This window comes from Streptomyces sp. NPDC003042 (assembly GCF_053591315.1).
This window is the reverse complement of record NZ_JBSFTP010000119.1, coordinates 1-13,508: the sequence shown is the minus strand read 5'-3', so window position 1 is coordinate 13,508 and position 13,508 is coordinate 1. Positions and strand designations below refer to the sequence as shown.

At 70.6% G+C, this 13,508-nt stretch carries 10 protein-coding genes; 3 read left to right on the top strand and 7 right to left on the bottom strand.

Annotated elements, in window-relative coordinates; translation table 11 throughout:
• Both ACWDYJ_RS34065 and ACWDYJ_RS34060 read right to left on the bottom strand, forming a co-directional pair.
• The coding region (locus tag ACWDYJ_RS34065) for a cytidylyltransferase domain-containing protein (RefSeq protein ID WP_451569480.1) at positions 1–1,099 on the bottom strand (1,099 nt) is incomplete at its 3' end.
• Positions 1,100–1,137: 38 nt separating this feature from the next.
• Complete coding sequence (locus tag ACWDYJ_RS34060) at positions 1,138–2,415, bottom strand: DUF6716 putative glycosyltransferase (RefSeq protein WP_451569479.1); 1,278 nt, start codon at positions 2,413–2,415, stop codon at positions 1,138–1,140.
• Between the two features lie 299 nt (positions 2,416–2,714).
• Here ACWDYJ_RS34060 and ACWDYJ_RS34055 point away from each other — a divergent pair, with 299 nt between their 5' ends.
• Positions 2,715–3,701, top strand: a complete 987-nt coding sequence (locus tag ACWDYJ_RS34055; RefSeq protein ID WP_451569478.1) for a glycosyltransferase family 2 protein — start codon at positions 2,715–2,717, stop codon at positions 3,699–3,701.
• The gene (locus ACWDYJ_RS34050) at positions 3,698–5,437 is read left to right on the top strand and encodes a polysialyltransferase family glycosyltransferase (protein ID WP_451569477.1); all 1,740 of its coding nucleotides are present in this window, start codon (positions 3,698–3,700) and stop codon (positions 5,435–5,437) included. The genes ACWDYJ_RS34055 and ACWDYJ_RS34050 overlap by 4 nt, the downstream gene beginning before the upstream one ends.
• A gap of 104 nt (positions 5,438–5,541) precedes the next feature.
• Here ACWDYJ_RS34050 and ACWDYJ_RS34045 read toward each other — a convergent pair whose 3' ends face one another.
• The 5 genes from ACWDYJ_RS34045 to ACWDYJ_RS34025 form a co-directional block, all read right to left on the bottom strand.
• The gene (locus ACWDYJ_RS34045; protein ID WP_451569476.1) at positions 5,542–7,671 is read right to left on the bottom strand and encodes a 3-hydroxyacyl-CoA dehydrogenase NAD-binding domain-containing protein; all 2,130 of its coding nucleotides are present in this window, start codon (positions 7,669–7,671) and stop codon (positions 5,542–5,544) included.
• Positions 7,668–8,888, bottom strand: a complete 1,221-nt coding sequence (locus ACWDYJ_RS34040) for a thiolase family protein (RefSeq protein WP_451569475.1) — start codon at positions 8,886–8,888, stop codon at positions 7,668–7,670. The genes ACWDYJ_RS34045 and ACWDYJ_RS34040 overlap by 4 nt, the downstream gene beginning before the upstream one ends.
• Positions 8,889–9,139: 251 nt before the next feature.
• Positions 9,140–10,447, bottom strand: coding sequence for an HRDC domain-containing protein (locus ACWDYJ_RS34035; RefSeq protein ID WP_451569474.1), 1,308 nt, complete (start codon positions 10,445–10,447; stop codon positions 9,140–9,142).
• Between the two features lie 122 nt (positions 10,448–10,569).
• On the bottom strand, positions 10,570–11,232 hold the full coding sequence (locus ACWDYJ_RS34030; protein WP_007267191.1) for a helix-turn-helix transcriptional regulator: 663 nt from the start codon (positions 11,230–11,232) through the stop codon (positions 10,570–10,572).
• A 286-nt stretch (positions 11,233–11,518) separates the two neighbouring features.
• The gene (locus ACWDYJ_RS34025; RefSeq protein ID WP_451569473.1) at positions 11,519–12,175 is read right to left on the bottom strand and encodes a DUF3000 domain-containing protein; all 657 of its coding nucleotides are present in this window, start codon (positions 12,173–12,175) and stop codon (positions 11,519–11,521) included.
• 187 nt (positions 12,176–12,362) lie between these two features.
• Between ACWDYJ_RS34025 and hemE the strand changes: the two genes are divergently transcribed.
• Positions 12,363–13,370 carry a uroporphyrinogen decarboxylase gene (gene hemE, locus ACWDYJ_RS34020; protein ID WP_451569481.1) on the top strand — a complete coding sequence of 336 codons (1,008 nt, stop codon included), beginning with the start codon at positions 12,363–12,365 and terminating at the stop codon, positions 13,368–13,370.
• Positions 13,371–13,508 lie beyond the last annotated feature (138 nt).

Sequence of the window (13,508 nt, the reverse complement as noted above, 5' to 3'; positions counted from 1 at the left end):
GCTTGTCGCAGTGCGCGTCGATGGCGAGGTACTCGGCCTCGCCGAACTCGACGCGGTGGCGGTAGTCGATGTAGGTCATCCGGCCCCAGGGGGTGTCGCGCTCGATGTCCCACTGGTCGCGGGGGGTGCATATCTCGGGCGTGCGCTTCTGGAACTTGACGGCGTCGCAGCCGGCGTCGGCGGCCGCGTCGATGAGCGCGAGGGCGTTGGCGAGCTCACCGTTGTGGTTGATCCCGATCTCACCGATCACATAGGTGGGGCGGCCCGTGCCGACCTCCCTGTTCCCGATCCGGCGGATACGGCTGCTGTGCACCACTGTTGAGAGTTCCTTTCCGATGGACTGCGAGGGTTCTGGCGACGGGGTCGCCGGGGTCTGCTGGGGGACGCGCGGCAGGACCGGAGCGTCCAGGAGGGCGGCCAGGGCCCGGGCCCGGTCGAGGTCGCCGGGCTCGTCGATCTCGACGGCCCGCTCGGGGGCCGTGGGGACGAGCTGGGTCCGGCCGAAGAAGCGGTGGCCGTGCCGCCGGAAGCCGTCGGCGCGCATCGCGTAGACGGCCCCAGACTCCAGGTACTCGGGCGTGCGGTCCTGGCGCCGCAGGCGGACGGCGCTGTCGTGGTTGACGCCGGTCGCGCGGTGGCCCCCCGCGGCGGCGGTGCCGGGCCGCGTACTCCACAGGAATCCGTGGAAGGGCACGGCGGTGAAGGAGGAGTCGGCGCCGTCCCGGACGACGGCGAGGACGCAGTCGTCGACCTCCTGGGACGTGATGAAGGGGCTGGTGCACTGGACGAAGACCAGGACGTCCACCGGCTCCGCGTGGCGTTCCTCCAGGCGGTCCAGCGCGTGCAGCAGCGCGGATTCGCTGGAGGCCTGGTCGGAGCCCAGTTCCGCGGGCCGCTCGACCACCTCGGCGCCGGCCGCGCGGGCCTCGCGCGCGATCGCCTCGTCGTCCGTCGACACCACGACCCGCGTCACCCGCGCGGCGCCCCGGCAGGCCCGGACGGCCCGGGCGACCAGGGAGAGCCCGCCGACCTCGGCGACGTTCTTTCCGGGGATGCCCTTGGAGCCGCCCCGGGCGGGTATGACGGCGGTGACGTTCACAAGGCTCTCCCCTGAGGTGGTGGACGCTACTGGTGCGGTCATACGCCGCCCCACTGCTGGATCTTCGGGGCCACGCGCTGGACGCCGAACTGGTAGGCGACCTTCAGCACGCGGCGGGAGGTGCGCCGCATCGGCCCGGAGGCGCGTCGCGCGGTGGCGCCCGCGCCCGGGGATCCGTCCGGGTTCAGGCCCCGGCGGCGCAGCAGCGTGCCGACGTACTCGGGCGCGCTCTCGGCCGTGTAGTAGGGCGTGACGGGCGGCAGCCGGCGGCCGCGCAATTCGAGGATGCGGTCGCGCATTTCCCCGTACGGATCGACGGCTCGGATTCCCTGGTCGACTGTCCAGGATTCGTGCGCGAGCGGGGCGGCGCCCTCGTCTATGGCAGACCAGTCGGTGACGCATCCGGAACCGGCGAAGTAATGGTTTCCATGGATTTCCCGCACTCCGAGATCACTCAGGATGGCGGTCGGCATACCCCGGTGCATCGATTCGAGCGCGGCCGTGGAACTGACCGTCACCAGCAGGTCCGTTCGGTCGAGGGTCTGTGACATGTTGCCGTACACGAAATGCAGGTTGGGCGGCAGCGGTTCTTCCAGTTGTTCGGCCAGGACTTGGTAGTGGTGCGCTTCCACATGGGTGGTCGCTTCACCGGGTTTGCTGCGGAGTTTGACGAGTACGTCGCGCCCCGGGCGCAGTCGTGCGTGGGCGATGGCGCGGCGCAGCAGGTAAACCCGGCCGCTGCGGTCGGCGGGTACCGAGGGCTGGACGGCGAAGCAGACCGTATAAGGGTGCTCGGCATGGGTGCGGTTCGGGTCGTAAGGCCGCTGGTCGAGAAAGGGCAGTGCGGTCTGGACGATGCAGGACGCGGGAATTCCGAGGGGTTCGTAGATTTCGGTGAACCGGCGCCGGTCGAAAGGGCTGTTGGCCAGGACGATATCGGCGCCCGCGCGCAGCAGAAGTCCGTCGGCCATTTTTTCGTAGACGACTCCGACGTATCCGGTCATGAGGACGGGCCGGCGTACCGCGCCGCGGAACCGGTGGGCCAGTGCGTGCAGGGCCGCATGGGTCGCACCGCCGACCGTGCCCAGAATGATCAGATCCGCTTCGTCGAGTTCGGGCGCCGCCGCGAACTCGGCGAGCGTGGCCTCGGTGATCGAGGCGGGGGAGATGCCAACCTCCGCCAGTTGGCGTGCGGTCGGCGTGCTGCGACCGCGGAGCATGTGGGCGTGCACCTCGCTGCCCGGTGCCAAGCCCACCGCCAGCCCCGCACCCCATTTCCAGCGGGTGTCGGAGTCTGCGAGCACGTGGATGCGCACTGGTGATTCCCGGGTCGGTCGGTCAAGCCCAACTGTCGTCGGCGTACGCGCAGCTGGGCGCGGGCTCGGGCGGGATCGCCGCGCAGTCCGCTCGACCCTACATGCTGATCTGAACCTTACGTGTCACGCATAGGCCTCGACGGCCCAGGGGAGTTGTACGTCACACCTCGTTGATCGTTCAGGGCCTCCGGGCGGTTCTGTCATGATGGCCGACGTGTTACTTGAACGTAGGCTGGAGTGCTGCGCGGGCGGCCCTCGGCTACCTCTCGGGGGATGTGTCGGGAATGGGGAGAAGGTGAGTGTTTCCGGTGGTGACCCTTTCGGTAATCGTCGCGATGTGTGACGTCCGTGACTACTGTCGGACGGCACTCAAGTCCTTGGCGCTGAATGCGCGGGAGGATTTCGAGTTCATCGTCGTGGACGACGGGTCGACTGACGGAACGTCAGAGATTCTGCGCGAGATGGTGCCGCGGATTCCCGGTGCCGTACTGATCAGTAATCAGCAGAACACGGGTATCTCGGCCACCCGGAACATCGGACTCTCGGCGGCGCGCGGACGTTTCTTCACCTTCCTCGACGGGGACGACTGGTATGCCCCGGGATATCTCGCCCAACTGGTCGGCTGGATGAGCCAGTCGGGCGTCGACTTCCTGCGTACCGGTCATGTCCGGGTGTACGGAAGAAAGCGCAAGATCGTCATGGCGCCGCTCGCTCCCAGGGCCCTTCCGCTGAACCCCACGGACTACATCGGCCCGGTGGACGCCTCGACCTTCATGGACTACCCGCAGTCCTGGGCCGGCATCTACGACCGGGAGCGGCTCCTCGAAGCCGGTGCGCTGTTCTTCGACGAGAAGCTGCGCACCGCCGAGGACCGCCCCTGGTTCTACAAGCTGCACCTGCGGACCCGCTCCTTCGGCGTCGTCGACCTCCACGGCATCTTCTACCGCCGTGACGTCTCCACTTCGCTGACCAAGGCGCCGGACGAGCGGCAGCTGGACTTCCTCCCGGCCTTCCGCCTGATTTTCGACGAGCTCGCGCGGCATCCCCGCGGATATGAACTCTCGTTCAAGGCGATGCGAACTCTGTGCGCGCTCATCGTCATTCACATGGACCGCGCCGAGTCGTACGAGGAACTCACCCGGGGCCTGCTGCTGGAACGGAGCGGGCAGATCCTCCGGGACCTCCCCCAGGACATCCTGGAGGGAACGCTTGCAGGAATGGACTCCGGACGCGTGAACAAGCTCAGAGCACTCATGTCCCAGCACCTGGGCGCCGCCGCCCGATGACCCGGATATTCGCCGCCTCCACCCTCTACGGCGCCATGACGGTGGCCGCCGCCATCGACGCCGGCCAGCTCGGCCAGGACGACCGCGAGCGCGTCCTGCTCGTGTGCAACAACGTCGACATCCCCGAAGTCGCGACCCCGCTGCACCACATGCCGGGAGCCGCAGCCGTCCTGCGGCGCTTCCACCGCGTCGTCTACTGGAACGACCTCGTCTACCCCTTCCATCCCGCGCTCTGGGCCCCGCGCGACGAGGACGCCCCGCTCTGGCGCACCGTCATGGCGGAGAAGATGGGCATCCGCCCCGGCCCGCTGGAACTCGTCGTCGAGTCGATCCAGGTCAAACCCGCCCAGACCCTCTGCAAGATCTTCTCGGACGCCACCCTGGCCGTCTACGCCGACGGAGTCATGAGCTACGGCCCCACGCGCAACGACCTGCCCCGCGGCATCCACGGCCGGATCACCCAGGTCCTCTACCTGGACCTGGTCCCCACCCTGCTGCCCATGCTCCTCACCGAGTACGGGATCCCCTCGCAGCCCGTGCACACCGGCGCCGTCCTGGGGCTGATGGCCGAGGTCACCCAGGAGTGCCGCCCGATCCTCGAGCGAGTGATACCGCCCCAGCTGGCCGCGCGCGGCCCGCAGACCGCCGTCCTGCTCGGCCAGTACCTCTCCCCCCTCGGCATCCTCACCGAGGAGGAAGAGGAGGACCTGCACCTGCGCATGTTCCAGAACGCGCTGCGGCTCGGCTTCACCTCGGTCGTCTTCAAACCCCACCCGAGCGCCCCCTCCAGCCTCGCCGACGCCCTCGGCCTCGCGGCCCGTGAAGCGGGGGTCCCCTTCGTCCTCCTGGACGTGCCGGTCCTCGCCGAGACGGTCTTCGAGTACCTGCGCCCCCGCCAGGTGATCGGCTGCTTCTCCACCGGCCTGTTCACCGCCCGGGCGCTGTACGGGATCCCGGTCGCGCAGATCGGCGCGCTGGAGGTCATCCGGCGGATGCGGCCGTACGCCAACAGCAACCGCATCCCCGCCACCCTCACCCACGCCCTGCTCCCGGACCTGGAGGTGCCGACCGGCTCCCCGGCCGACCGGGTGCTGGACGTGGAGTACATCCGCGGCGAGGTCACCCCGTACATCACGGCCGTCGGCTACTGCATGCAGCCCAAGCGGTACGCCTTCCTGCGGCCGGTCGCCGAGGAGTACGTCGCCGCCGCCGTCGACCAGTGGGAGGGCCGCCCCGAGCTGGGCATGCACTTCAACGAGCGCACCCGTACCCGCCTCGACCTGCCCGGGCCGCGCACCTGGAAGTGGCGCAAGGGCAAGGGCTGGACCTTCCGGGGTGCCAGGGACCGCAGCGAGCCCGACGACGCGTCGTTCACCGACATCACGCTCAGCGGCTTCGCCTCGCTCGTCGAGGCCAAGGACGACCGGGGCGTCCTGGAGGTCGGCGCCCGGCTGCTCGCCGAGCACGAGAACCTCGACCTGCTCGTCGGCATGGCCCAGGCGCACATCCGCCGCAAGGAGACCGACCAGGCCAGGCGCCGCCTGAAGCGGGCCGTCGAGATCTCCGCGGACAGCGGCCGCGCCCTGGTCTGGCTGCGGATCGCGGAGACCGCCGCGAAACTGGGCAAGCCCGGCGACGACCTGCGCCGCCAGGCCGCCCGGAAGGCGCTGAGCATCAACCCCGCATCGCCCGCCGCCCAGCGCCTGGTCAAGAACGGCCGCCTCGGCCGCAGATGACCCGGGGTACGACCCCCGGCAAGACCTCCGGGGCAAGACCTCCGGATACGGCAACGGCCCGTCCGCACCAGGTGCGGACGGGCCGTTGCGCTACGAGCGAGGTGTTACGCCGGGACGGAAGCCACGCCCGGGGCGAGGAACCTCTTGCCGTTCACCCGCTCCGAGACACCCTCACGGTCCAGGTACGGCGTGACGCCGCCCAGGTGGAAGGGCCAGCCGGCACCGGTGATGAGGCAGAGGTCGATGTCCTGGGCCTCGGCCACGACACCCTCCTCCAGCATCAGGCCGATCTCCTGCGCCACCGCGTCCAGGACGCGGTCGCGGACCTGCTCCTCGGTCAGGACGACATCGCCCTGCACCAGGAGGGCGGCGACCTCGGGGTCCAGCTCCGGCTTGCCGGAATCGTAGACGTAGAAGCCGCGCTTGCCGGCCTCGACGACCCGCTTCAGGTTGGGGGAGACGGTGAAGCGCTCCGGGAAGGCGCGGTTCAGGGTCTCGGAGACGTGCAGACCGATCGCCGGGCCGACGAGCTCCAGGAGGACCAGCGGGGACATCGGCAGGCCGAGCGGCTCGATGGCCTTCTCGGCGGTGGCCACCGGGGTGCCCTCGTCGATGACGTTCTGGATCTCGCCCATGAAGCGGGTCAGGATGCGGTTCACGACGAACGCCGGGGCGTCCTTGGTGAGGACCGCGGTCTTCTTCAGCTTCTTGGCGACACCGAAGGCCGTGGCCAGCGAGGCGTCGTCGGTCTGCTCACCGCGGACGATCTCCAGCAGCGGGAGGATCGCGACCGGGTTGAAGAAGTGGAAGCCGACCACGCGCTCCGGGTGCTGGAGCTTGGAGGCCATCTCGGAGACCGACAGCGAGGAGGTGTTGGTGGCGAGGATCGCGTGCGCCGGGGCGACCGCCTCGACCTCCGCGAACACCTTCTGCTTGACCGACATCTCCTCGAACACGGCCTCGATGATGAAGTCCGCGTCCGCGAAGCCCTCGGCCTTGTCCAGGACACCGGTCACCAGGGCGGTCAGGCGGTTGGCCTTGTCCTGGTTGATGCGGCCCTTGCCGAGCAGCTTCTGGATCTCGGCGTGGACGTAGCCCACACCCTTGTCCACGCGCTCCTGGTCGATGTCGGTGAGCACCACCGGCACCTCCAGGCGGCGCAGGAAGAGCAGCGCCAGCTGCGAGGCCATCAGGCCCGCGCCGACGACGCCGACCTTGGTGACCGGACGGGCCAGGGACTTGTCCGGGGCGCCGGCCGGGCGCTTGGCGCGCTTCTGGACCAGGTTGAAGGCGTAGATCCCGGAGCGCAGCTCGCCGCCCATGATGAGGTCGGCCAGGGCCGTGTCCTCGGCGTCGAAGCCGGCCTGGAGGTCGCCGTCCTTGGCCGCGGCGATGATGTCCAGCGCGCGGTAGGCGGCCGGAGCGGCGCCGTGCACCTTGGAGTCCGCGATGGAGCGGCCGCGGGCGACGGCCGCGTCCCAGGCCTTGCCGCGGTCGATGTCGGCCCGTACGACCTCGGTCTCGCCGTTCAGCACGCGGGCGGTCCAGAGCAGCGACTGCTCCAGGAAGTCCGCGCCTTCGAACAGGGCGTCGGCGATGCCCAGCTCGAAGACCTGCTTGCCCTGGAGCTGGCGGTTCTGGTTCAGCGAGTTCTCGATGATCACCGAGACCGCGCGGTCCGCGCCGATCAGGTTCGGCAGGAGGGCGCAGCCGCCCCAGCCGGGAACCAGGCCGAGGAAGACCTCGGGCAGCGAGAAGGCCGGGATGGCCTTCGAGACGGTGCGGTACGAGCAGTGCAGGCCGACCTCGACCCCGCCGCCCATCGCCGCGCCGTTGTAGTAGGCGAAGGTCGGGACCGCGAGGCTTGAGAGCCGCTTGAAGACGTCGTGGCCGCCCTTGCCGATGGCCAGCGCCTCGTCGTGCGCCTTCAGCAGCTCGACGCCCTTGAGGTCGGCGCCGACCGCGAAGATGAACGGCTTGCCGGTGATGCCCACGCCGACGACGGAGCCCGCGAGGGCCTCCTGCTCGACCTGGTCGATCGCCGCGTTCAGGTTGGCGAGGGACTGCGGGCCGAAGGTGGTCGGCTTGGTGTGGTCGAAGCCGTTGTCCAGCGTGATGAGCGCGAAGCGCCCGGCGCCGAACGGCAGGTCCAGGTGACGGACGTGCGCGGACGTGACGACCTCGTCCGGGAACAGCTCGGCCGCGCCCTTCAGGAGCTCAGTGGTGGTGCTCACTTGTTGCCTCCGTCGAAGTGCGGGTTCTCCCAGATGACCGTCGCGCCCATGCCGAAGCCGACGCACATGGTGTTCAGGCCGTAGCGGACGTGCGGCTGCTCCTCGAACTGGCGGGCCAGCTGCGTCATCAGGCGGATGCCGGAGGAGGCGAGCGGGTGGCCGTAGGCGATGGCGCCGCCGTACTGGTTCACGCGCGCGTCGTCGTCGGCGATGCCGTAGTGCTCCAGGAAGGCCAGCACCTGCACCGCGAAGGCCTCGTTGATCTCGAAGAGACCGATGTCACCGATCGTCAGACCGGCCTGGGCCAGGGCCTTCTCGGTGGCCGGGATCGGGCCGTAGCCCATGACCTCCGGCTCGACACCCGCGAAGGAGTACGAGACCAGGCGCATCTTGACCGGGAGGTTGTTCTCGCGGGCGAAGTCCTCGGACGCGATGATCGCGGCGGTGGCACCGTCGTTGAGACCGGCGGCGTTGCCCGCGGTGACGCGGCCGTGCGTACGGAACGGGGTCTTCAGGCCGGCCAGGTTCTCCAGCGTGGTGCCCGGGCGCATCGGCTCGTCGGCGGTGACCAGGCCCCAGCCCGTCTCACCGGCCGCCTCGTTGGTGTTGCGCACCGAGATCGGCACCAGGTCCTGCTGGATCTTGCCGTCGGCGTACGCCTTGGCGGCCTTCTCCTGCGAGCGCACGGCGTACTCGTCGGCGCGGAGCTTGGTGATCGCCGGGTAGCGGTCGTGCAGGTTCTCGGCGGTCATGCCCATGAAGAGGGCGGACTCGTCGACCAGCTTCTCGGAGACGAAGCGCGGGTTCGGGTCCACGCCCTCGCCCATGGGGTGGCGGCCCATGTGCTCGACACCGCCGGCGAGGGCGACGTCGTACGCACCGAAGGCCACGCTGCCCGCGACGGCGGTCACGGCGGTCAGCGCGCCGGCGCACATGCGGTCGATCGAGTAGCCCGGGACGGACTGCGGGAGGCCCGCGAGAATGCCGGCCGTACGGCCCAGCGTCAGGCCCTGGTCGCCGATCTGCGTGGTCGCGGCGATGGCGACCTCGTCGATCTTCGCGGGGTCCAGGTCCGGGTTGCGGCGCAGCAGCTCCCGGATCGCCTTCACGACGAGGTCGTCGGCGCGGGTCTCGTGGTAGATGCCCTTCGGGCCCGCCTTGCCGAACGGGGTGCGGACGCCGTCGACGAAGACGACGTCCCTGACGGTACGAGGCACGTTGGCTCTCCTCCAGGTGCGGGGGTGCACTGCTGCGCGGGGGCGCGCTCGACGGTACTGCTGAGCGCGCGCTCACCCGGCCCATGCTACTTGCGAGTAACTCATGTGGACACCCCCACCGGGAGGAGCGGCGAAGGTCACACTCCGGCCCGCACCGCCGCCGGTGCGGGCACCGGCGGTCGGACATCGCGGACGACAGAGCCCCCGGCCGGCGGCCGGGGGCTCTGTGGGGCGTGCGGGCGTACGGGCGGTCAGTCGGTCGGAGGCGCCTGGGGCGCCGGGGCGGGCGTGGCGAGGGCCTCGACCAGGGCCGCGGTGACCTGCTCGACCTGCCAGGGGCGGGCGCCGTAGCCCGCGAGGGCGGCGGCGACGGCATCGGCTTCGAGCCGCTGCGGCGGCTCCCAGCAGAGGCGGCGCACCGTGTCCGGGGCGATCAGGTTCTCCTGGGGCAGGTTCAGTGCCTCCGCGAGAGCCGAGACGGCCGTGCGGGCGGCCGACAGCCGGGCTGCCGCGGCCGGGTCCTTGTCCGCCCAGGAGCGCGGCGGCGGGGGACCGGCCGGGGTCGCTCCCGGCTGCGGCAGCTCATGCTCGGACAGGGCCTTGGCCCGGTCCACGGCGGCCATCCACTGCTCCAGCTGACGCCGTCCCATCCGCTGCCCGTAGCCGGGCAGGGCCGACAGTTCCTGGGCGGTCGCGGGGAGGCCCAGGGCCGCCTCGATGATCGCCGTGTCACCCAGCACCTTGCCGGGTGACACGTCACGTCGCTGTGCGATCCGGTCGCGGGACTCCCACAGCTCGCGCACGACGGCCATCTGCCGGCGGCGGCGCACCTTGTGCATGCCGGACGTACGGCGCCACGGGTCCTTGCGGGGCGGGGCGGGCGGGGCGGAGGCGATGGCGTCGAACTCCTGGTGGGCCCACTCCAGCTTGCCCTGCCGGTCAAGCTCCTTCTCCAGCGCGTCCCGCAGGTCCACCAGCAGTTCCACGTCCAGGGCGGCGTAGCGCAGCCACGGCTCCGGAAGCGGGCGGGTGGACCAGTCGACGGCGGAGTGGCCCTTCTCCAGCACGTAACCGAGCACGTTCTCGACCATCGCGCCCAGTCCGACCCGGGGGAAGCCGGCGAGCCGGCCCGCCAGCTCCGTGTCGAACAGGGAGGTGGGGGTCATGCCTATTTCACGCAGGCACGGCAGGTCCTGGGTCGCGGCGTGCAGGATCCACTCGGTGCCGGACAGGGCCTCGCCCAGTGCGCTCAGGTCCGGGCAGCCGACCGGGTCGATCAGCGCGGACCCGGCGCCCTCGCGGCGGAGCTGCACCAGGTAGGCGCGCTGGCCGTAGCGGTATCCGGAGGCCCGTTCGGCGTCGACGGCCACGGGCCCGGTGCCCGCGGCGAAGGCCGCGACCACTCGGGCGAGGCCGTCCGCGTCGGCCACGACGGGCGGGATGCCCTCGCGGGGCTCCAGCAAGGGAATCGGCAGCCCATCGGACGAAACCTCGTCGTCCGGGGGGCCGCCCCCGGTGGTGGTGCGCAGGTGTGCTGCGGTCTCTTGGGCGTCGGTCACCGGTCAAGGGTATCCGTGGATGTGACGCGCCCGTCGCCGGAACGTTCCGGCGACGGGCGCGAGGGGGATGGGCGGACGTCTCCCGGGGTTCCCCGGCGGTCCGCCGGGGCCTCCGGGCGGGATCAGTGGATGATTCCGGTCCGCAGTGCGACGGCGACCATCCCGGCCCGGTCGCCGGTGCCCAGCTTGCGGGCGATCCGGGCGAGGTGGGACTTGACGGTCAGGGCGGACAGGCCCATCGAGACGCCGATGGCCTTGTTGGACTGGCCCTCCGCGACGAGGCGCAGGACCTCGACCTCGCGGCCGGAGAGCTCTCGGTAGCCGCCCGGGTGGCTCGGGGCACCCGGGGGGCGGCGGTGCATGCGGGCGGCGGCGGCGCCGATGGGGGCGGCGCCGGGCCGGGTGGGGAGCCCGATGTTGGTCCGCGTGCCGGTGACGACGTAGCCCTTCACTCCGCCCGCGAGGGCGTTGCGTACGGCGCCGATGTCGTCGGCGGCGGACAGGGCCAGGCCGTTCGGCCAACCGGCGGCGCGGGTCTCGGAGAGCAGGGTGAGACCGGAACCGTCGGGCAGGTGTACGTCGGCCACGCAGATGTCGCGCGGGCTGCCGACGCGGGGGCGTGCCTCCGCGATGGACGAAGCCTCGATCACGTCACGTACTCCGAGGGCCCACAGATGGCGGGTCACGGTGGAGCGCACGCGCGGGTCGGCTACGACGACCATGGCCGTCGGCTTGTTCGGGCGGTAGGCGACCAGGCTTGCGGGCTGCTCGAGAAGAACGGACACCTAGGCCTCCTGGGGGAGTGGCGGGACGGGCCGGCTCGGGGAAGGAAGCCGGTACGAACCGTGCGGATGGTCACTGACTCCTTCGGCACGTCACCCGCCCGGCTTTAGGGAATGATCACGATTTGGTGAGTAACAATTCGGGCAATTCGGACGCACGATCGATCAATGGATGATCAGAAGCCCGCAATGGATGTGCTGTTCTGGCACTCCGTTACGGGCTCGATCGGTCGGTCCCGGTTCCAGGACACGTCCGGACACCGCCGGACGGCCCCGAGGGGCGGCCCGCCTACGGGTGGTGCGGCCCGCGGCGCTGTGGCAGGGACACCACGCCCGTGGCGGTGTCCGTGGGCCCCACCGGCGGCAGGCCGGCGATCTGGCACAGCAGCTCGCACCAGGCCGCGAGGTGCGCCGAGGTGTCCGGCACCCCGCCCACCCCCTCGCGCGGCGTCCAGGAGGCTCTGATCTCGATCTGTGTGGCCGGCCGCCGCTCCGCGAGCCCGCCGAAGTAGTGCGAGCTCGCCATGGTCACGGTCCCGCTCGCCTCCCCGTACGTCAGCCCGCGCGCGTCGAGCGCACCCGTCAGCCAGGACCAGCACACCTCCGGCAGGAGGGGGTCCGCGGCCATTTCCGGCTCCAGTTCCGCCCGTACGAGCGTCACCAGCCGGAAGGTCCCCTGCCAGGCGTCGTGCCCCGAGGGGTCGTGGAGCAGGATGAGGCGGCCGTCGGCGAGATCGTCCTCGCCGTCGACGACCGCCGCCTCCAGCGCGTAGGCGTACGGTGCCAGTCTCTGCGGCGGCTTGGTCGGGTCGATCTCGATCCCGGACCTGAGCCTCGCCTTCTTCAAGCCGTCGACCGCCCGCCGGAACGGGAGCGGGACCGAGCTCTCCTTCGCGCTGTCCGTACCGTCAGCGCCATCTGAAAATCGTCCCTGAGCCGCAGCCATGCCGGGAAGACTAGGGGGAATGAGAGCCCATACGGCGCAGGGACACCCGCGCCGGGCCGGGCACTTCTTCATACGTGCGAAGATTTGAGTCGTGAGCGCCAACCTCCTTCCCCACACGCCAGGCTCCGCCGGCTCTGGGGAGACCCCATTCACGGGCCAGCCGAGTCAGACGTACGATTCCGCCTTCCTGAAGGCGTGCCGGCGCGAGCCGGTCCCGCACACGCCCGTGTGGTTCATGCGGCAGGCCGGCCGCTCACTGCCGGAGTACCGCAAGGTGCGCGAGGGCACGGCCATGCTGGAGTCCTGCATGCGGCCCGACCTGGTCACCGAGATCACCATGCAGCCCGTGCGGCGGCACAACGTCGACGCGGCGATCTTCTTCTCCGACATCGTGGTCCCGCTGAAGGCCATCGGCGTCGACCTGGACATCAAGCCGGGCATCGGCCCGGTCGTCGCCCGGCCGATCCGGCGCCGCGAGGACCTCGCACAGCTGCGCGACCTCACTCCTGAGGACGTCTCGTACGTCACCGAGGCGATCGGCATGCTCACGGGTGAATTGGGAAGCACGCCGTTGATCGGCTTCGCGGGCGCTCCTTTCACTCTTGCGAGCTACCTCGTCGAGGGCGGCCCGTCCAAGAACCACGAGCACACCAAGGCCCTCATGTACGGGGACCCGGAGCTGTGGGCCGAGCTGCTGGACCGCCTCGCGGAGATCACCTCGGCCTTCCTGAAGGTCCAGATCGAGGCGGGCGTCTCCGCCGTACAGCTCTTCGACTCCTGGGTCGGCGCGCTGGCCCCGGCGGACTACCGCCGCTCGGTGATGCCCGCGTCCACGAAGGTCTTCGAGTCGGTCGCCTCGTACGGGGTGCCGCGCATCCACTTCGGCGTGGGCACCGGCGAGCTGCTCGGCCTGATGGGCGAGGCCGGCGCGGACGTCATGGGCGTCGACTGGCGGGTCCCGATGGACGAGGCCGTCCGCCGCGTCGGCCCCGGCAAGGCGCTCCAGGGCAACCTGGACCCGGCGGTGCTCTTCTCGACCCCCGAGGCCGTGCGGACCAAGACGGACGAGGTCCTCTCCGCCGCCGCCGGCCTGGAGGGCCACATCTTCAACCTGGGTCACGGTGTCCTCCCGACGACGGACCCGGACGCCCTGACCCGCCTGGTGGACTACGTCCACACCCGTACGCAGCGCTGAGGCCGCTTGCCGGGGGCTCCGCCCCCGGAAGCGGGCCGCAGGGCTAGGCAGTGTCTGATGGCTCTTTGATGAGGTCGCGGAGCCAGATCACGATGGCTGCTGTGGCCAGGGTGCCGTTGAAGACGTAGTCGCGTTTGT

What these genes read in the sequence shown, in the direction of transcription:
- ACWDYJ_RS34050 (WP_451569477.1), top strand. Translation starts at nt 3,698, where the DNA reads ATGACCCGGATATTCGCCGCCTCCACCCTCTACGGCGCCATGACGGTG.
- ACWDYJ_RS34025 (WP_451569473.1), bottom strand. Translation starts at nt 12,175, where the DNA reads ATGGCTGCGGCTCAGGGACGATTTTCAGATGGCGCTGACGGTACGGAC.